The sequence below is a fragment of the Stenotrophomonas sp. 220_Sma genome, assembly GCF_056487375.1.
In genome coordinates, this window is sequence record NZ_CM151348.1 from 3803647 (window position 1) to 3823856 (window position 20210).

Annotated in this window: 14 protein-coding genes; 7 read left to right on the forward strand and 7 right to left on the reverse strand. The window is 66.4% G+C overall.

The window, feature by feature from the left end:
- The first annotated feature begins 127 nt into the window (after positions 1-127).
- A complete protein-coding gene (locus ACZLIB_RS17800; RefSeq protein ID WP_189719928.1) occupies positions 128-2515 on the forward strand; it encodes a TonB-dependent receptor plug domain-containing protein in 2388 nt (795 codons plus the stop codon).
- A 169-nt stretch (positions 2516-2684) separates the two neighbouring features.
- Complete coding sequence (ybaL, locus tag ACZLIB_RS17805) at positions 2685-4382, forward strand: YbaL family putative K(+) efflux transporter (protein ID WP_182266583.1); 1698 nt, start codon at positions 2685-2687, stop codon at positions 4380-4382.
- 421 nt (positions 4383-4803) lie between these two features.
- Here the strand turns inward: ybaL and ACZLIB_RS17810 are convergent, their stop codons facing one another.
- Entirely contained in the window at positions 4804-6090 is a 1287-nt protein-coding gene (locus ACZLIB_RS17810; protein ID WP_478468283.1) for an O-acetylhomoserine aminocarboxypropyltransferase/cysteine synthase family protein, read from the reverse strand.
- Between the two features lie 182 nt (positions 6091-6272).
- Between ACZLIB_RS17810 and ACZLIB_RS17815 the strand changes: the two genes are divergently transcribed.
- From ACZLIB_RS17815 to ACZLIB_RS17825, 3 genes are all read left to right on the forward strand, one after another.
- A complete protein-coding gene (locus tag ACZLIB_RS17815; RefSeq protein ID WP_049461520.1) occupies positions 6273-7010 on the forward strand; it encodes a winged helix-turn-helix domain-containing protein in 738 nt (245 codons plus the stop codon).
- The gene (locus tag ACZLIB_RS17820) at positions 7007-8302 is read left to right on the forward strand and encodes an ATP-binding protein (protein ID WP_164080389.1); all 1296 of its coding nucleotides are present in this window, start codon (positions 7007-7009) and stop codon (positions 8300-8302) included. The genes ACZLIB_RS17815 and ACZLIB_RS17820 overlap by 4 nt, the downstream gene beginning before the upstream one ends.
- A gap of 140 nt (positions 8303-8442) precedes the next feature.
- Positions 8443-9243 (forward strand): MipA/OmpV family protein, encoded by an 801-nt coding sequence (locus ACZLIB_RS17825; RefSeq protein ID WP_478468285.1) that lies wholly within the window; start codon positions 8443-8445, stop codon positions 9241-9243.
- A 72-nt stretch (positions 9244-9315) separates the two neighbouring features.
- Here the strand turns inward: ACZLIB_RS17825 and clpB are convergent, their stop codons facing one another.
- Together clpB and ACZLIB_RS17835 are read right to left on the reverse strand one after the other, a co-directional pair.
- Positions 9316-11901: an ATP-dependent chaperone ClpB gene (gene clpB / locus ACZLIB_RS17830; protein WP_478468286.1), complete on the reverse strand. Its 2586-nt coding sequence runs from the start codon at positions 11899-11901 to the stop codon at positions 9316-9318.
- 181 nt (positions 11902-12082) lie between these two features.
- Positions 12083-12904, reverse strand: a complete 822-nt coding sequence (locus ACZLIB_RS17835; RefSeq protein WP_478468288.1) for a DUF3014 domain-containing protein — start codon at positions 12902-12904, stop codon at positions 12083-12085.
- Between the two features lie 154 nt (positions 12905-13058).
- Between ACZLIB_RS17835 and ACZLIB_RS17840 the strand changes: the two genes are divergently transcribed.
- Both ACZLIB_RS17840 and ACZLIB_RS17845 read left to right on the forward strand, forming a co-directional pair.
- Positions 13059-13550: a hypothetical protein gene (locus tag ACZLIB_RS17840; protein WP_478468289.1), complete on the forward strand. Its 492-nt coding sequence runs from the start codon at positions 13059-13061 to the stop codon at positions 13548-13550.
- A 95-nt stretch (positions 13551-13645) separates the two neighbouring features.
- Positions 13646-14356, forward strand: coding sequence for a glutathione S-transferase (locus ACZLIB_RS17845; RefSeq protein ID WP_032128550.1), 711 nt, complete (start codon positions 13646-13648; stop codon positions 14354-14356).
- A gap of 78 nt (positions 14357-14434) precedes the next feature.
- On the opposite strand, the gene ACZLIB_RS17850 is transcribed toward ACZLIB_RS17845, so the two are convergent.
- The 4 genes from ACZLIB_RS17850 to ACZLIB_RS17865 all read right to left on the reverse strand — a co-directional run bounded on the left by ACZLIB_RS17850 (position 14435) and on the right by ACZLIB_RS17865 (position 20002).
- Positions 14435-16039 carry a SulP family inorganic anion transporter gene (locus tag ACZLIB_RS17850; RefSeq protein ID WP_107431318.1) on the reverse strand — a complete coding sequence of 535 codons (1605 nt, stop codon included), beginning with the start codon at positions 16037-16039 and terminating at the stop codon, positions 14435-14437.
- A 735-nt stretch (positions 16040-16774) separates the two neighbouring features.
- Entirely contained in the window at positions 16775-18493 is a 1719-nt protein-coding gene (locus tag ACZLIB_RS17855; RefSeq protein WP_478468291.1) for a thiamine pyrophosphate-dependent enzyme, read from the reverse strand.
- Between the two features lie 132 nt (positions 18494-18625).
- The gene (locus ACZLIB_RS17860) at positions 18626-19483 is read right to left on the reverse strand and encodes an XAC2610-related protein (protein WP_478468293.1); all 858 of its coding nucleotides are present in this window, start codon (positions 19481-19483) and stop codon (positions 18626-18628) included.
- A gap of 36 nt (positions 19484-19519) precedes the next feature.
- A complete protein-coding gene (locus ACZLIB_RS17865) occupies positions 19520-20002 on the reverse strand; it encodes a DUF3574 domain-containing protein (protein ID WP_075676432.1) in 483 nt (160 codons plus the stop codon).
- Between the last annotated feature and the right edge of the window lie 208 nt (positions 20003-20210).

Genomic DNA, 20210 nt, shown 5'->3' on the forward strand with positions numbered 1-20210 from the left:
TGACCGGCATTTGACACGCACTGAATATCCCGTTAATTCCTGCTTTGCGCACCGCAACAACCGCCGTCCGCCTCACCCCCGTGATGTCGATTCCGGTGCCGCCCCCGCCAACCGGAGCTCCGTCCCGATGACCCGCAAGACCAGCCTGATCGCCGCCGCCGTCGCTGTCGCACTCGGTGGCTCTCCGTTCGTTGCCGCTGCCCAGCAGGCCGGCACCGCCGCCAACACCCTGGACACGGTGATCGTCACCGGCACCCGCGTGGCCGACCGCACGGTGGCCGAATCGCAGTCGCCGATCGACATCATCACCCCCGAAGCCCTGCAGTCCACCGGCACCAGCGAGCTGGCCACCGCGCTGTCGCGCGCCCTGCCCTCGCTGAACTTCCCGCGCCCTGCCCTGACCGATGGCACCAGCGGCGTGCGCCCGGCGCAGCTGCGCGGCCTGTCACCGGACCAGGTGCTGGTGCTGGTCGACGGCAAGCGCCGCCACACCTCGGCGATGATCAACGTCAACGGCAGCATCGGCCGTGGTTCATCGGCGGTGGACATCAATGCGATCCCGATCGCCGCCATCGAGCGCGTGGAAGTGCTGCGTGACGGTGCGTCGGCGCAGTACGGCTCGGACGCCATCGCCGGCGTCATCAACATCGTGCTCAAGGGCAGCGGCAGTGGCGGCAGCCTGGCGGTGGACTACGGCCAGTACTCCGCTGGTGACGGCAACAAGTACCAGCTCTCCGGCGATACCGGCGTCGAGTTCGGCAACGGCCGTGGCCGCGTGCACGTGGCCGGCCAGATCAGCCAGCAGGACGAAAGCAACCGCGCCGGCCCGTACCGCGGCACCACCCCGAACACCGGCAACTTCCCGAGCATCGGCCAGAAGACCTTCATCGTCGGCGACCCGCGCGTGGATGCGACTGCGGCTTCGGTCAACGCCAGTTTCGATTTCAGTGACCGCGTGACCGGCTACGCCAGCGCGCTGCTCAGCAACCGCGACATCACCTCGTTCGCGTTCTACCGCTCGCGCAACCACAGCGGGCAGAGCGCGCTGCTGGCGCAGACCTACCCGGACGGCTTCGTGCCGGAGATCAACCAGTACTCCAAGGACCGCTCGCTGGTGGCCGGGGTCAAGGGCAACACCGATAACGGCTGGACCTGGGACCTGAGCCTGAACCACGGCGAGAACACCCTCGACTTCCACACCCGCAACAGCATCAACTACAGCCTCGGCGCAACCAGCCCGCGCTCGTTCTACGACGGCACGCTGAAGTACCAGCAGGACATCTTCAACGCCGACCTGACCAAGTCGCTGGACTGGGGCCTGGCCTACCCGGTCACGCTGTCCTTCGGTGGTGAATACCGCAAGGAGAAGTGGGACCAGAAGCCGGGCGAGCTGAACTCGTACACCGGCAGTGGCGCGCAGGGCTTCGGTGGCTTCACCCCCACCAATGAAGTGCATGCCGACCGCCACAACTACGCGGTCTATGCAGGCCTGGAAGCGGACCTGACCGAGAAGTTCTCGGCCGGCATCACCGGCCGCTACGAGGATTACTCGGACTTCGGCGACCGCTTCTCCGGCAAGCTGTCGGCGCGCTACGCGTTCACCGACAAGGTTGCGCTGCGGGCCACCGCGTCCAGCGGATTCCGTGCACCGTCGCTGGCGCAGCAGGGCTACCAGGCGGTCACCAGCCAGTTCCTCAACGGCGTGTTCGTCGAGCGCGGCACCTTCCCCACCACCAGCCCGGCTGCGCAGGCACTGGGCGCCTCGCCGCTGAAAGCCGAGACCTCCACCTCCTACAGCCTGGGCCTGGTGCTGCAGCCGGTCGACCGCCTGTACATCACCGTCGACGCCTACCAGATCGACATCGATGACCGCATCGCATTGTCGTCCAGCATCACCACCAACGCCGCCACCAGCGCACTGCTGGGCACCCTCGGCCTGCCGCAGGTGACCGCGTTCTCGTACTTCACCAACGGCCTGGATACGCGCACCCGTGGCGTCGACTTCGTGTCCAGCTACACCGTGCCCTTCAGCGCCAGCAGTCTGGAACTGACCGCCGCGTACAGCTACAACGACACCGAAGTGCGCCGCGTTGGCGGCACCCCGGCGGTGTTCGGCACGCTGGGCCTGACCCAGTCGCTGATCGGCCGCGATGAGATCGGCCGCATCGAGGACAGCTATCCGCGCGACAAGGCGATCCTGAGCGGCACCTGGCGTTCGGACCACTGGGAACTGGGCCTGGCCGCGACCCGCTACGGCAAATTCACCGTGCGCAACTCGGCCACCGCACTGCGCGACCAGACCTACGGCGACGCCTGGGTGGTGGATGCCTCGGCCAGCTACAAGCCGAGCAGCAACTGGACCCTGACCGTGGGCGCCGACAACCTGCTGGACAAGTACCCGGACCGCACCGAAGACCTGCAGAACTCCACCTTCGGCATGCTGCCGTACAGCAACTACTCGCCGTTCGGCTTCAACGGCGCGTACGTATACGGCCGGGTCAAGTACACCTGGTAAGCGCTGGCGGGCGCCTCTCTGGTAGTGCCGGCCGCTGGCCGGCAACTCCCTGGTGGGGTCAGATCCTTTTTCCTGCGGGAGAGGGATCTGACCCCATTCGCATTTAAGGTTTGCCGTATCTGGCGTCATCGGTGAAAATCGGGATACCCCCGTTTTTCTGCGAGTGCCGATGCACCATGACACCGACCTGATCAACATCGTTGCCGTTGGCCTCGGGCTCGCCTTCATCTTCGGCGCGCTGGCCAACAAGCTCCGCTTGTCTCCCTTGGTCGGTTACCTGGTTGCTGGCATCTGCGTAGGCCCGTTCACCCCCGGCTTCGTCGCCGACCAGGCGCTGGCCAACCAGCTGGCCGAGCTGGGCGTGATGCTGCTGATGTTCGGCGTCGGCCTGCACTTCTCGCTGAAGGACCTGATGGCGGTCAAGGCCATCGCCATCCCCGGTGCCATCGGCCAGATCGCGGTCGCTACCCTGCTCGGCTGGGGCGTGGCCTCTTTGATGGGCTGGCCAGCCCTGCATGGCGTCATCTTCGGTTTCTCGCTGGCCACCGCCAGTACCGTGGTGCTGTTGCGGGCGATGGAGGAGCGCCGCCTGCTGGAAACCATGCGCGGCAAGATCGCGGTCGGCTGGCTGATCGTGGAAGACCTGGCCTGTGTGCTGGCGCTGGTGATGATGCCGGTGATGGCCGGTGTGTTCGGCCCCGATGCGGCCAAGGAATCGCACTCGCTGGGCAGCGTGCTGGCCGACATCGGCTGGACCTTCGTGCAGCTGGGCCTGTTCGTGGCGGTGATGCTGGTGGTCGGGCGCCGGGTCATCCCGTGGATCCTCGAACGCATCGCCGGCACCGGTTCGCGCGAACTGTTCACCCTGTCGGTGCTGGCGATCGCGCTGGGCGTGGCGTTCGGCTCGGCGATGCTGTTCGGCGTCTCGTTCGCGCTGGGCGCGTTCTTCGCCGGCATGCTGCTCAACGAATCGGAGCTGAGCCACAAGGCCGCACATGATTCTCTGCCGCTGCGCGATGCGTTCGCGGTGCTGTTCTTCGTCTCGGTCGGCATGCTGTTCGACCCCAACATCCTCGTCCAGCACCCTTGGCAGGTGCTGGCCACGGTGCTGATCATCATGTTCGGCAAGTCGGCCGCCGCGTTCTTCATCGTGCGCGCGTTCGGGCACCCGACCAGCACTGCGCTGACCATCTCGGCCAGCCTGGCGCAGATCGGCGAGTTCGCCTTCATCATCGCCGGCCTCGGCGTCGCGCTGCAGATCCTGCCGAAGGAAGGCCAGTCGCTGGTGCTGGCCGGTGCGCTGGTGTCGATCATGCTCAACCCGCTGGTGTTCGGGCTGCTTGACCGTTGGCAGGCCAAGCAGGAGCAGTCGCCCCAGGCCGCCGAGCCGGAAGAGGCCACCGGTCCCTCGCGTGACCTGCATGACCATGCCATCGTCATTGGTTACGGCCGGGTCGGCAGCGAGCTGGCGCAGGTGCTGCGCGACCGTGGCGTGCCGGTGCTGGTGATCGATGACAACAAGGAGCACGTCGAACAGGCGCACGCCAAGGGCCTGGCGGCGATCCGTGGTAGTGCTGCTGCCGACCGCGTGCTGGCCGAAGCGCATCCGGAACGCGCGAAGATTGCGGTGCTGGCGATTCCTCAGCCGCTGGAAGCCGGTGAGGCGCTGGCCAAGCTGCGTGCGATCAATCCGGAGCTGACCCTGCTGGCGCGAGCACACAGCGATGCAGAGGTGAAGCATCTGTTGGAGCACGGTGCGGATGGCACGGTGATGGCCGAGCGCGAGCTGGCCTATTCGCTGGCCGAGATGGTGATGGCCACGCCGCCGTATCGCGGGCTGGGACAGCACAGTATTCCGGTGGTGTGAGGAGTGTGGGTGCGGCAGGGCTTGCAGCCCTGCACCTGCTGAATCAACTTCAACTTCAACTTCAACTTCAACTGCAACGGCAAAAGCAAAAGCTGACTCTCCGTGGAATGGCGGGGTGGGTCCGGTTGCGGGGGGCGCTGCAAGTACGTCCATGTAAGCTCGGTCGCCGCATCCTTGCGGCTCACGCCCCCGCAACCGGACCCACCCCGCCTTCGACAATTTCCTGCGGCTGTTGGTAGGTGTCGACCTTGGTCGACACGGCGGTGCATCTGACCCCGGAAACAAAAAAATCCCCGGTCGACCCGCATCGACCGGGGATCTGGATCGCCACGTTGCCATGCCTTGGAGAGGCAGTTCCACCGTAGCGCATCGCGGTGCCGGTGGTGATCGCCTGTGGCGATGACGACCAAGCGTGCGGCTATCAGGCGCCTGCCAGGGCCTGCTCCAGGTCGGCACGCAGGTCGCCGATGTGCTCGATGCCGATCGACAGCCGCACGGTGTCTTCGCTGACACCGGCCTTGGCCAGTTCGGCGGCATCCAGCTGGCGGTGGGTGGTCGAGGCGGGATGGGTGGCCAGCGACTTCGCATCACCCAGGTTGACCAGGCGGGTGAACAGCTTCAGCGCATCGAGGAAACGTGCGCCGGCTTCACGGCCGCCCGGCAGGCCGAAGGTCAGTACGCCCGAGCCGTGCCCACCCAGGTAACGTTGCGCGGCGGCATGCTCGGGGTCGTCGGCCAGCCCGGCGTAGCGCACCCAGGCCACCTTTGCGTGTGACTTCAGAAACTGCGCGACAGCCAGCGCGTTGGCGTTGATGCGCTCCATGCGCAGCGCCAGGGTTTCAATGCCCTGCAGGATCAGGAACGCGTTGAACGGTGACAGCGCCGCGCCGGTATTGCGCAGCGGCACCACCCGCGCGCGGCCGATGTAGGCCGCCGGCCCCAGCGCTTCGGTATAGACCACGCCGTGGTAGCTGGGGTCGGGCTGGTTGAGCCGTGCGAAGCGCTGGGGTTGTGCAGCCCAGTCGAAGCGGCCGGAATCGACGATCGCGCCGCCCAAGCTGTTGCCGTGGCCGCCGAGGTACTTGGTCAGCGAATGCACCACGATGTCGGCGCCGTGCTCGAACGGGCGCAACAGGAACGGGGTGGCCACGGTGTTGTCGACGATCAGCGGCACGCCGGCGGCATGCGCGAGCTCGGCAATCGCCGCGATGTCGGTGACGTTGCCACGCGGGTTGCCGATCGATTCGACGAACACCGCCTTGGTGCGTTCGTCGATCAGCGCGGCGAAGGCGGACGGATCGGCCGGGTCGGCGAAGCGCGCCTGGATGCCGTACTGCGGCAGGGTGTGCGCCAGCAGGTTGAGGCTGCCGCCATACAGCGCACTGGAGGCAACGATGTTGTCACCGGCCTCGGCGATGGTCTGGATGGCATAGGTGATGGCCGCCTGCCCCGAGGCCAGCGCCAGCGCACCGATGCCGCCTTCCAGTGCGGCCAGGCGCTGCTCCAGTACGTCGGTGGTGGGGTTCATGATGCGGGTGTAGATGTTGCCGGGCACCTTCAGGTCGAACAGATCGGCGCCATGCTGGGTGTCATCGAAGGCATACGCCACCGTCTGGTAGATCGGCACCGCCACCGCGCGGGTGGTCGGGTCGGGACGGTAGCCGCCGTGCACGGCCAGGGTTTCCAGTTGCCACTGCGGGTCGCTCATTGCGCCAGGCTCCATCCGGGGAAACCGCCACCATAGGCCAGCCAGAACCACGCGCTGAAAGCTGCTGGCGATGACGCCAGTACCACCGGTTATCAGGTTGGCCGCGATTCAGGCAGCCGTCATGGGCCATTGCTAGGCTTCGCCGCCGGGCGCTCCTGCCCGGGCACGGAGGCCCAACGCGCATGCAGCCATCCCCTTGGACACCCACCGCCAGCGGCACGCCGACCCCGGTGCTGCTGGTGGAGGACGACCGCCGCCTGGCCGAGCTGGTCAGTGACTACCTTCACGAACACGGCTTCGCCGTGCAGCATGTGGCCCGTGGCGACCTCGCCGGTGCGGCCTGCCGCCAGCACGCGCCGGAACTGGTGGTGCTGGACCTGATGCTGCCCGGCCTCGGCGGCATAGACGTGTGCCGGCAGATCCGCAGCTTCTCCGATGTGCCGATCCTGATGCTGACCGCCTGCGAGGACGACATCGAACAGGTGCTCGGCCTGGAATCGGGCGCCGACGACTATGTGCACAAGCCGATCGAGCCGCGCCTGCTGCTGGCCCGCCTGCGCGCCCTGCTGCGCCGCCGCCATGGCAGCAGCAACACCGGCACCCCCTGCCGCCTCATGCACGGCGAGCTGCTGATCGACCGCATGCAGCGCGAGGTGCATCTGCACGGCCAGCCGGTGGACATGGGCACCACCGAATTCGAGATCCTGTGGCTGCTGGCCAGCCAGCCGGGGCAGATTCTCTCGCGTGACCAGATCCTGCAGGCGGTGCGCGGCATCGGCTTCGACGGGCTGGACCGCAGTGTCGATGTCAGCATCGGCAAGCTTCGCCGCAAGCTGGGCGATGACGCACGCGAACCGCGGCGGATCAAGACGGTGTGGGGCCGCGGCTACCAGTTCAATCCCTCGTCCTGGTCGGCATGAAGCGGCTGTTCCTGCGCCTGTGGCTGGTGGTCGGCGCGAGCTTCCTGATCACCCTGCTGCTGATCAACGTGATCTTCGATCGCATCTACCTGCCGTTCCAGCAGCGTGTATTCGCAGAGCAGGTGCGCGGCCAGTTGTATGCATTGCGGCAGGGGTTGGACGGAAAGGACTCCGCCGCCCAGCAGGATCAGCTGGCGCAATGGCAACCCCACTATGGCATCGCATTGGCTCTGCTGCCGTCAGCACCGGCCCTCGCGGCCGGCGAACAGGAACAGCTGCAGCGCAACGGGCTCATTTCCCGGCAGAAGTTCGAGATCGTACTGGCGCCGCTTGATCCACTGCATCCCGATGGCCCCTGGCTGCGCCTGCATCTGCCAGGCGAGCCGTCGATGACCCTCTATCTCACCCTGATCGCCTATTCGGTGATGCTGGCCCTGTTCGGGCTGTGCCTGTACGCCTGGGTGCGCCTGCTCTGGCGCGATCTGGACGCGCTGCGCGTGCACGCCGATCGCATCGGTGCCGGCGATCTGCAGGCGCGCGCGCAGGTTTCGCCACGCTCGCAGATACGCGTCATCGTCGACCATTCCAACCGCATGGCCGCACGCGTGGCCGAACTGGTCCAGCGCCAGCGCGACCTCACCCATGCCATATCGCACGAACTGCGCACGCCCATCGCGCGCGTGGCCTTCGGCCTGGACCTGATGCAGGACAGCGACGATCACGAACGCCGTACACGGCTGGCACAGGGGCTGCACGGCGACCTGGCCGAACTCAACCGGCTGGTCAGCGAACTGCTGGCCTATGAGCGTCTGGAGCATCCCGGCGAAGGCGAGCCGATGCAGCGCATTGAAGCCAACGACTGGCTGCAGGCCTGCCTGGCCGATGCACGCCGTGATGCCGAACGAGCCGGCGTGGTCCTGCGCGTGCAGCCCAGTGCGTTGCCGCGGGTGGATGCCGAACCGCGGCTGCTGCAGCTGGCGCTGAGCAATCTGGTGGGCAATGCGCTGCGCCACGCGCGTTCGCAGGTGGAAGTGTCGCTGGTCGGTGTCGGCGGCCGCGCGTGCCTGCGCGTGGATGACGACGGCCCGGGCATCGCCGAGGCCGACCACGAAAAAGTGATGCGCCCGTTCACCCGCCTGGATGACAGCCGCAGCCGCGACACCGGCGGCTTCGGGCTGGGCCTGGCCATCGTCAGCCGCATCGCAGCCCGCCACGGTGGCGAGCTGCGCATCAGCCGCGCCACGCTGGGTGGCGCGCGCCTGGAAATGCACTGGCCGCTGGCTGCCAGCTGAACGCCCACGGGCGCCATTACAGTTGATTACAACTCCCGCACAACTGCGGAGGGATCGGTCGCCGGCATATCGCCACGCTGGCGACCCTGCAGCACTCGCCGGATGCGCGCGCTGCTTTCCTCCCATTGTCGAGAGATTCCATGTCCCAGCTTCGCCGTTCCCCCACCCTGCTCTGCCTGGCCCTGCTGCCGCTGTTCGCCGCGCCGATCGCCCACGCCAAGGATGACCACTGGACCTTCGAGCTCGCCGCTGGTGGTGGCGTGACGCCGCGCTACAGCGGCAGCGAGGAATACCGCGCGACGCCGTCGCTGTCGTTCGATGTCACCTCGCCGGGGGGATGGTTTCTGGGCACCAGTGGCATCGGCTGGGGCACGTCCATTGGCGAGCACACCCGCGTGCGTGCCTACATCGGCGCCAGCGGCATCCGCCGCGACAAGGACTCCCTGCTCGGCGGTTCGGACTTCCTGCGCGGCATGGGTGATATCGATACCCGTCCCCTGGTCGGTGTCTCGGCTGGTTATACGCTGGGCGAAGCCGTGCTGAGCGGCGCCTGGCAGTTCACCCGCAAGGACGAGGACAAGGCCGAGAACGGCCTGGCCACCCAGCAGATCCACCTGAACCTGAGCATGCCGCTGTTCGACCTGGCCGGCGGTGTGGTCAGCGGCAGCGTGTCCACCGACTACGGCAACCGTGGCTACATGCAGACCTGGTACGGCGTCAGCCCGGAACAGGCGGCGCGCACCGGCTTTGCCCAGCACACGCCGAAGGCCGGCCTGGTCAGTGCCGGTCTTGGCCTGAAATGGAGCCACCGCGTGGGCCGCAACGGCAACTGGTACATCTCGGCTGAGGGCACGCGACTGCTTGGCGACGCCGCCGACAGCCCGATCGTGCAGAAGGCGAACCAGTTCGGCTTGATGAGCGGCTATACGCACCGCTTCTGAGTGAGCGCCGGGCATGGCCCGGCGTACTCCGCAGGAAACGGGGCGCTGCGACCAGGCAGCGCCCCGTGTGAATCACGCCTTGGCGAACACCAGGTGGCCGCCGTCGTTGCCGACTTCAATGGTGTCGCCGTTGACGAAGGCGCCGGACAGGATCTTCTGCGCCAGCGGGTTCTCCAGCTGCGACTGGATTGCACGCTTCAACGGGCGCGCGCCATAGACTGGATCGAAACCGACGTTGCCGAGCAGGTCGAACGCCGCATCGGAGACCGCCAGCTTCAACCCGCGCTCGGCCAGCCGCTTCTCAAGCCCACGCATCTGGATGCGCGCGATCTGCTTGATCTGCTGCTTGTCCAGCGGGTGGAACACCACGATGTCGTCCAAGCGGTTGATGAACTCCGGACGGAAGTGCGCCTGTACCACGCCCATCACCGCCGCCTTCATCTGCGTGTAGGCCTCCGGACTGTCGTCGGCGCTCATGTCCTGGATCTGGTGCGAGCCCAGGTTCGAGGTCATCACGATGACGGTGTTGCGGAAGTCCACGGTGCGGCCCTGGCCATCGGTCAGGCGGCCATCGTCCAGCACCTGCAGCAGGATGTTGAACACATCCGGATGCGCCTTCTCCACTTCGTCCAGCAGGATCAACGAATACGGACGGCGACGCACGGCCTCGGTCAGGTAGCCACCCTCTTCGTAACCGACGTAGCCCGGGGGCGCACCGATCAGGCGGGCGACGCTGTGCTTCTCCATGAACTCGCTCATGTCGATGCGGATCATCGCGTCGGCACTGTCGAACAGGAACTCGGCCAGCGACTTGCACAGCTCGGTCTTGCCGACGCCGGTCGGGCCGAGGAACAGGAACGAACCGGCCGGGCGATTCGGATCGGACAGGCCCGCACGCGAACGGCGCACGGCATCGGAGACGACCTTGATCGCTTCCTCCTGGCCGACCACGCGGTTGTGCAGCACCTCTTCCATGCGCAGCAGCTTGTCGCGCTCACCTTCGAGCATCTTGTTGACCGGGATGCCGGTCCAGCGCGACACGACCTCGGCGATCTCCTCGTCGGTGACCCGGTCCTGCACCAGCTTGAAGTCCCTGTGTTCGGCTTCCTGCGCGGCGGCCAGCTGTTTTTCCAGCTGCGGCAGCAGGCCGTACTGGATCTCGCTCATCTTGGCGAAATCCTGGCGGCGCTGCGCGGCTTCCAGCTCCAGCTTGGCCTGCTCGACCTGCTCCTTGATCTTGGTCGCACCCTGCAGCGCGGCCTTCTCCGACTTCCAGATTTCATTGAGGTCGGAGAACTCGCGCTCCAGCGCCTCGATGTCGTTCTCCAGATCGGCCAGGCGCTGCCGCGAGGCCTCGTCCTTTTCCTTCTTCAGCATCTCGCGCTGGATCTTCAGCTGGATCACCCGGCGTTCCAGGCGGTCCAGCTCCTCCGGCTTGGAGTCGATTTCCATGCGCAGGCGCGAGGCCGCCTCGTCCATCAGATCGATGGCCTTGTCCGGCAGCTGGCGGTCGGTGATGTAGCGGTTGGACAGCGTCGCAGCGGCGACGATGGCCGGGTCGGTGATCTCCACGCCGTGGTGCACCGCGTACTTTTCCTTCAGCCCGCGCAGGATGGCAATGGTGTCTTCCACCGACGGCTCACCCACGAAGACCTTCTGGAAGCGGCGCTCCAGCGCGGCATCCTTTTCGATGTACTTGCGGTACTCATCCAGCGTGGTGGCACCGACGCAGTGCAGCTCGCCGCGTGCCAGCGCCGGCTTGAGCATGTTGCCGGCATCCATCGCGCCATCGGCCTTACCCGCACCGACCATGGTGTGCAGCTCATCGATGAACAGGATGATCTGCCCTTCGCTCTTGGCCAGGTCGTTGAGCACGCCCTTCAATCGCTCCTCGAACTCACCACGGAACTTGGCACCGGCGATCAGCGCGCCCATGTCCAGCGACAGCACGCGCTTGCCGCGCAGGCCCTCGGGCACTTCGTCGTTGATAATGCGCTGGGCCAGGCCTTCGACGATCGCGGTCTTGCCAACGCCAGGTTCGCCGATCAGCACCGGGTTGTTCTTGGTCCGGCGCTGCAGCACCTGGATGGTGCGACGGATTTCCTCGTCACGGCCGTTCACCGGATCGAGCTTGCCGCTCTCGGCGCGCGCGGTCAGGTCGATGGTGTACTTCTCCAGCGCCTGCCGCTGTTCCTCGGCGTTCTCCGACTGCACGTTCTCGCCGCCACGCAGCTTGTCGATGGCGGTCTGCAGGCGGGTCTTGTCGGCACCGGCGGCGCGCAGCGCCATGCCCAGCGTGCCCCTGTCTTCCAGCGCCGCCAGCACGAACCACTCGCTGGCAATGAAGGCATCGCCATTCTGCTGGGCCAGCTTGTCAGTGTGATTGAGCAGGCGTCCGAGGTCGTTGCCCATCGAAACGTTGCCAGCCTGGCCGGACACCTTCGGCAGCGCATCCAGTGCCTCGGTCAGGCGCTCGCGCAGCACCGGCACGTTCACCCCGGCCTGGGCCAGCAGCGGGCGCGTACTGCCACCCTGCTGGTCCAGCAACGCGCTGAACAGGTGAACCGGTTCGATGATGCTGTTGTCGCGGCCCACGGCCAGCGACTGTGCGTCTGCCAGCGCCTGCTGGAAACGCGAGGTGAGCTTGTCCATCCGCATTGCGAATCCTCATCGGTCATCAGGGCCGGCCCGCGCCGGCGATGCTGGAAAGATGCGGTTGCCCCACCCCGTTTCAAGGGTGACTGCGACTGCACCCCGAGGCCAGTCAGCCTGCGGCCAGCATGCCGGAACGGGTGTGGTCGGCGCGTTGATCCCGATCAGTTCTGCGCGATGGACCGGCTCAGCGGGTGATCGCGCTGCGGATCGCCCGCAGCTGCTGCTTGACCGCCCGCGCCTGCGCCGGATCCATGCGCAGCAGGGCCTTCTGCCCGATCGAGCGTGACTGCAGGGTGGGATCGACGAAGCGATAGCGGCCCCGTTCGTCGCGCTGCACCAGCGGCGGCTGGGCCAGTTCCGGGGTGTCCAGCAGGTGGTCGATCACCGTGACCAGACGGTCGTTGAAATAGCCCTCGGGCCGGCCAAGGTCCACGTAAGCCTGCTGGATCAGCGGATAGAAGCGCTTGTAGGACGTGGCCGTTGCCGCCGGGTCCAGCGCGGTGAAGGCCTGTACGTAGGGCGCATAGCGCGCCGCGTTGCTGGCGGCGATGCGTTCACCGCCTTCGCCCGGCTCGACCTGCAGGCTGCCCGGCAGCGGGCGCGCGGCCAGCGCTGTGGGTGGCACGCTGGGCTTGTCCAGGTTGTCGACCTGAGTGACCAGGCGCTGGATCAGATGGTCGCGCAACAGCAGGGTCAGCGGACCCTCGCCCTGGAACAGCTGGCTCAGCGCGTCCCAGGCAGCGGCATCGCTGTCAGCCAGCTTCGGCAGCGCCGGATCCGCCGCGGCCTCGGTATCCAGCGGATGCTTGATCGGAGGTAGTGTTGGGGCGGGTTCTGCGGCCGCCTTCGGTTGTGCCGGTGCGCCGGTACTGGCCGGGGTTGATTGCACCGGCACCGAAACCCCGTCCGCCAGGCTCTTCAGCTGGTCGCGGAACAGCCAACCGCCCGCGCCACCGATCACCACCACGCCCAACACCCAGGGCCAAACTGCTTTTCCACTCTGCATGATGCAGCACCTCGTTTTCACACGCATGGAGAAGGTGTGACCCGGCTGATTTCCGTGGGTTCCCCACCCGTTCCGGTAAGGTTCGGGAAACGCGTTGACAGCGCAGTGCGACGGGCGGCCCAATGAGCAGTCCAGCCTCTTCGACGAACGACCCATGGAGCTTTGCCCGGAACCGGTGCCTTTCCGCATCAGCACGCTCGACCTGACACTGGTGTATCGAGAGCATAACGCGAGCGCACAGGTGAACGTGGAGGCACAGACGCTGGAGGACTATGCAGCGCAGCCGGGCATGCGTTACCGCTCACTGCAGGTGGATTTCGAACTTGTCCATGAAGCGCGTTGCCGGGGCGGAAATTTTCACGAGATGCGCCACGGCGAGATCTTCGAGGAAACCGGACCAGCCGATGAAACCGCGCACTGGCGGCAAACCGGTCTCTGCCCTTTCCCCGGCTTCTACCGGGTCATCCACGATCCTGGCCTGGCGGCACTGCTCGCGCACTACGATCCCCGCAATGTCCACGACCTGCAGCTTTTCATCCTTGCCGCACATGACAGCTACGTTGAAGTTCTGGCCAAGGGATATCGCTACACGCTGGCTGGCAGCGTCAATGAACACGACATCATCACCGTCGCGCCATCGGCCTGAACACTCCGACATCCAACGCCAGGTAGGCATTGCACTCACGCCCGCTTTGCGCGAGCAGCGCGACGCTATGCATCCTGTCCCGTGGAGACACAGCCATGCAATACGCGCTGTATTACTGGACCGGCATCCAGGGCCGTGGCGAGTTCGTGCGGCTGGCGCTGGAAGATGCCGGTGCCGACTACATCGACATGGCGCGGGTGCACGGCGATGCAGTGATGCAGCCGTTTCTCGATGGCAGCAGTGAAGGTGCGCAGCCCTTCGCGCCGCCGTTCCTGAAGGCCGGTCGCCAGGTCATCGCGCAGGTCGCGGCAATCCTGGATTTCCTGGGCCCGACGCTGGACCTGGTGCCGCAGGCAGCCTCGCGGCGGATGCAGGCGCTGCAGTTGCAGCTGACCATCGCCGACCTGGTGGCCGAGGTGCATGACACCCACCATCCGATCGCTGCATCGAAGTACTACGAAGAGCAGAAGACCGAGGCCAAGGCACGTGCCGCGTCGCTGCGCAGCGAACGGCTACCGAAGTTCCTCAGCTACTTCGAGCAGGTGCTGGCCGCCAACGGTGGCCGCCATGCACTGCGCGAGCACTCGTATGTGGATCTGTCGCTGTTCCAGCTGCTGAGCGGGCTGAACTACATGTTCCCACGCCGCATGCAGGCACTGGAACCGACCCTGCCCCTGCTGCGCGCGCTGCAGGAGCGGGTGGCGAAACGACCCAACATTGCCTCCTATCTGGACTCGGAACGGCGATTGCCGTTCAACACCAACGGCATCTTCCGCCACTACCCGGAACTCGATGGAGAGCGGTAGTGCCGGCCGCTGGCCGGCAGCTGCACGCTACGTCCGAGGTCCATGAGGATGCCGGCCAGCGGCCGGCACTACCACGGGTCAGCTGTTTTCACCCAGCGGCTTCACCGCCTGCTTCTGCAGTGACAGCAGGCCCAGCAGCAGCGCCAATGCCACATAGGCGCCGGCGAACTGCCAGCTGATGATGCGCGCCAGGCCGTCCAGATCCCACGGCAGGTAGATGCCACCGCGCGGGTCCACCGAGTGGATCAGGCCGAACAGGGTCAGCACCGCCGCCACCAGCAGGAAGCCGCAGGCGCGGCGCAGGCGGCCATCAACCATGGCCGCCACCGCAGAGATCCACAGCATCGAGGTGATGATGAAGCCATTGCCGAGGGTGAAGATCACCGCCAGTTCCGGCAGGCCGTGGCCATCGAGCTTGGTCAGCAGCTGCGGCAGCTGGTCCGGTGCGATCCAGCCTGGCGCCTTGATCGCCAGCAGGTACGCTACCGACGGCAGGAAACCGAACACCATCGCGCCGGTATGGTGGCGCGGCGTGGCCTGGAAGGCCTGGGTGGTGATGTCGATGGCCACGTACACGATGATCGGTGCCAGCACCGCCAGCGGCAGCCACTGCACCAGCCCGGAGATGATGCCGAGCATGCCGCCGATGCCAACGAACAGGCCGGTCAGCAGCGTGTAGCCGCTACGCGCGCCCATGTGCTTGTACGCCGGCTGGCCGATGTACGGCGTGGTCTGCGCGACGCCGCCGCAGACACCGGCCACCAGCGTGGCTACCGCCTCCACCAGCAGGATGTCGCGGGTGCGGTAATCATCACCGGCTGCGCGTGCGCTTTCGGAGACGTTGATGCCACCGACCACCATCAGCAGGCCGAACGGCAGCAGCAGCGGCAGGTAGGTCATCGCGGTGGGCAGGCCGTCGAGGAAGCCCAGCGTCGGCAGCGGCAGCACCACCTGTGGCGGCACCCACTCCGGCACGTGGAAGCCCGGTGCGCCCAGCCCGGCCAGGCCAAGGCCGTAATACAGCACGGTGCCGAACACGAAGGCCAGCAACACGCCGGGGCCACGCACCGGCAGCTTGCCCTTGGCGATCAGCACGTACAGCAGCAGGCCCAGCGTGGTGAAGCCGACCAGCGGCGAGCGCAGCGTTTCCAGCAGCGGCAGCAGGCCCATCAGCACCAGCGCGATGCCGGCGATGGAGCCCAGCAGCGCGGCCCGCGGCAGCGCGCGGGTGACCGCTTCGCCAAAGAAGGACAGCACGAACTTGAGCACGCCCATGATGACCAGCGCGGCCATGCCCAGCTGCCAGGTCGCGATACCCGCGGCATGCGGATCCATGCCCTGCTGCTTGAAGGCGATGAAGGCCGGGCCGAGCACCAGCAACGCCATGCCGATGCTGGTCGGTGCATCCAGGCCCAGCGGCATGGCGGTGACATCGTCGCGGCCGGTACGCGCGGCCAACCGGCGCGCCATCAGGGTGTACAGCAGGTTGCCGACCAGCACGCCGAAGGCGGTGCCAGGGAACATGCGGCCGAACACCACGTCGGCGGGGAACTGGAAGATCCCGACCAGGGCCATGGCGATGAAACCGAGGATGGAGAGGTTGTCGACGACCAGGCCGAAGAAGCCGTTGAAGTCGCCGGCGACGAACCAGCGACGCGGTGCGGCGGAAGCGGGAGCGGACATGGAAGGGGCGGTGGGGGTGGGGACCGCCGATGGTAGGCCCAGCGGGGCCGGCGCGCCAATTCCGTGGTGGAATGATGGGTTCCAGCCAACGGCGGGGCCCCTCGTGGCTGGGTTGGTCGCGGACAGCGATTTCTGGGTTGGGCCGTTCGGGATGGGCTGCGCAGGACACGCCGTAAACCCGTCCCTGGGGCTCGATGGCGCCATCCATGGCGCCAACGGTCCTGCGCAGCCCATCCCGAACGGCCCCTGACAGTTTCCTGCGCGTGCCAGCCACGGAAGAGAATCAAAAGATCAAAAGCAAAAGCGGGTCGCTTCGCGCTGAGCCGAGCATGGCTCGGCTCTACGAGAACAATTCGATCATTTCCACGCTATCCACGCATGGCGTGGATCTACCGTGTCGACCAAGGTCGACACCCACCAGCGCAATATGCCGTTCCGACAGATCGCAGGAAACTGTCGAAGGCGGGGTGGGTCCGGTTGCGGGGGCGTGAGCGCCATGGATGGCGCGACCGAGCTTACATGGGTGAGGGCGCTTTGCTTGCGAAGCATTGCTTCGCAAGCGCCCGAACGCACAGCCGCCAGCGGCTGGGCCGGGCCCCGGAGGGGGACTTGCAGCGTCCCCCGCAACCGGACCCACCCCGCCATCCCACGGATAGCCGCCTTTGCTTTTGAAGTTGCCGGCCAGCGGCCGGCACTACCGCGGGTGCAGGGCGCAGCCCTGCATCGACCAACCCCCTACTTCTTCAGGAAGTTGTCCACCAGCAGATGCTTCACGTCGTCGAAGCGGCCGTTCAACACCGCCTTGGCCGCATACAGCGCCGTACCGGCCACCTGCTTGGCCTCGATCTGCGGCGGCATCACCAGTTCAGCGCGGCTGGTATGCACATCCAGCAGCGCCGGGCCGCGCTGCGCCAGGAAGTCCTGCACCGCCTCCTCCAGGTCCTCGCTGCGGGTGACCGTGCGGCCATGGAAGCCGATCACCTCGGCCAGGCGGCCGAAGTCCGGGTTCTTCAGGTCGGTGTAGTTGTCCAGCAGCCCCTCCACCTTCTGCTCCAGCTCGACGAAGTTCAGCGAGCCGTTGTTGAACACCACCACCTTGATCGGCAGGCTTTCCTGCACGGCCGTCAACAGATCGCCCAACAGCATCGCCAGGCCACCATCGCCGGACAGCGAGATCACCTGCCGACCCGGGAACGCCTTCTGCAGGCCCAGTGCCTGTGGCATCGCGTTGGCCATCGTGCCGTGCAGCAAGCTGGTCAGCGTGCGGCGGCGGCCGTTGACACGGATGTGGCGCAACACCCACACCATCGGCGAGCCTCCGTCGGCGGTGAACAGTGCATCATCGGTGGCGTACTTCGACAGCAGCGCGGTCAGGTGCTGCGGATGGATCAGCTCGCCTTCGCCCGGCTGCTCTTCCTGCTCGCGCTTCCTCAGTGCCTTGTCACGGCGCTCGATGCACTCGTCCAGGAAACTGCTGTCCTCGCGCGGCGGCAGCATCGGCAGCAAGGCGTCCAGCGTCGGCGCGATATCACCGACCACGCCAAGGTTCACCGGATGGCGGCGACCCAGGTGGCTGCCATCGCGGTCGACCTGGATGATGGTGGCCTTGTCCGGGTAGAACTGGCCCCAGGCAAAGTCGGCTCCGAGCAGCAGCAGCGTGTCGCACTCCATCAGCGTGTGAAAGCCGGATTCGATGCCGAAGATGCCGGTCATGCCCATGTTGTACGGGTTGTCCGGCTCGACGAAATCCTTGGCGCGCGAGGTGTGCGCCACCGGCGCCTGCAGGCGCCGGGCCAGCTCCAGCAGTTGCGCGTGTGCGCCCTGGCAACCGGCACCAGCGTAGACACCAATGCGCTTGCCCTGCCCCAACAACTCGGCGATACGCTGCAGTTCCGCGTCGGAGGGACGCAGCACCGGCTGGGTGTAGTGCACCGAGAACGGCACGTCGTGCTTCACTTCGGCCTGGCTGATATCGGCGGGCAGGATCACCACCGCTACGCCGCGGCGACTGATCGCGGCCTGGCAGGCCAGCGTGACCACGCGGCGCGCCTGTTCGGCGCTGTGCACCTGCTCGCAGAACACTGAACAACTGGCATACACCGCCTTGAAGTCCACTTCCTGCGGGAATTCCATGCCCAGCTCGCTGGTCACCACCTGGCTGGCGATCAGCACCATCGGCGCACGGTTGCGATTGCTTTCGAAGATACCGTTGATGAAGTGCAGGCCACCGGGCCCGCAGGAGCCAGCACACGCCGTCAACTGGCCGCTCACCAACGAATCGGCGCCTGCGGCGAACGCTGCCACTTCTTCATGGCGTACGTGCACCCAGGCGATCTCGCTGCCATGCATCGCATCGGTCACATGATTGAGCGTATCGCCCACGATGCCGTAGCAACGGCGGACACCAGCCTGCTGCAGGGCGTCCACCACGATTTCGGCCACGCGCTTGCTCATCGGATACATCCTCGAACGGGGGAACATCCGAGGCTAGACCCGATGAAGTGATGCCACCGCAAAAAAAGGGGACGGAGGGAATTAAGTCGTTAACGGCACAAACGACTTAATTCCCTCCGTCCCCTTTTTTCTTCAATCGTTGACGTTGATCCAACCTTCCACCGCGCCCAGCTTCGGATTGCGGTAGCGCAGCTTCATCCAGCCATCCTGTTCATCCAGCATCTCCACGTGGTCGCCCTGCACCAGGTAGCGTTTGGTGCTGGATGTGCCGGGCCGATCGAACAGGAACAACCGCGCTGGCACCACGGTGGCCTGCTGGCCACGCAGCGGCCCGTCGGGCGGTGCGCCCAGGCCATCGGCGATGGCGGTCTCCAGCACACGACCGGCGGGATCATAGGTACGCCAGACCGCCAGCGGACCCTGCTCGTCGGTCTGTTCCCATTGCAACGCGGCGTTCACCGTGTCGCCCAGCATCAGCACACTCTCGCTGCGGTAGAGGTAGAGCGTCGCGCCCGAGAACCGGTACTGGTCGGCGTACCACATCGGGCCACTGCGGCAGCTGCTGGTCAGGGTTCGAGTGGCAGCATCCACGCTCAACCCCATCAGGTCACCGCAGCTGTCCTTGCCATGGGTGTCCGCCTGCAGCGCGCGGAACCCGGCACTGGCCGGATCGAAGCGATACACCGCCACCGCCTCGTTGACCATGCCCACCGATGCACGCGCAACCAGTTCCGGGTAGCCATCGAAATCGACGTCCTCCAGTGACCAGCGCGAATTGCCGTCGGCGTCCGCCGCACCCGCCAGCGTCTGGCGCTTGCCCGACGGTGACAGCTGCACCGCGATGCTGCCGTCCTGCTGGGGATCGGCGTGCGCCTGCACGTGAGCGGCCACCTGGAACCGCAGCGTCTCGCTGTCGTCCCCACGCGCCTGCGCCGTCGGTGCCAGCACGCCGGCCAACACCAGGCCCAGCAGGCATTCCCTGTAGTTCATCACTGCTTCCTGCGGCACCGCGGCGGCACCTTCAGCTCAGAACGATACCTCGACCGGCTGCCGCGACCACAGCACCGATTGATGCTTGGTCTGCTGCTTCCACGCCAGGCGGATCGCCTCGATATCGGCGCGGCGCTGCGGGGTGTCCTCGTGCAGCACCACCAGCACCTTGGTGCGCAGGCGGTTGGGCGAGGCATCACCGCGGAACAGCCACTGGCCGTAGGCATCGAATACGGTCAGGCCATCCGGGAAGCGCGGGGTCACTTCCTTGTCCAGGAAGGTGCGCCACTGCGTCTCGCTGATGGTGTCGGCCTGCGGACGGTTGCCGGCGCCCTGCTCCTCGCCCACGCCGAAGTACAGCTCGCTGCGCACCCAGCCGTGGCCGGCGGACGGGCGTGCGGCATCGCCCTTCAGTTCGGCGGTGGTAGCCGTGGCGTAGGCGCTGGGCGCCTGCGAAGAGAGGCTGGCGCAGCCACTGGTGGCCAGCAGCACGGCGAAGACGAGGCCAAGGTGTTTCATCGGTACAGCTCCGGGGAAGGGGGACAGAGGCGAGCCGGCAGCGTACAGCGCCACTGGCCCGGCGTGCTGATGCCAGCAGGGCATCAGCTCATGCCGGACCGGCAGGGACTTGCATCTGCACCGGCCATCACGCGAAGATAATATATCGCTTCATCCGGATGGATGTAAGTGAAACTATCTCCCCCTTCCCCGTCGTCGTTGTTGCTGG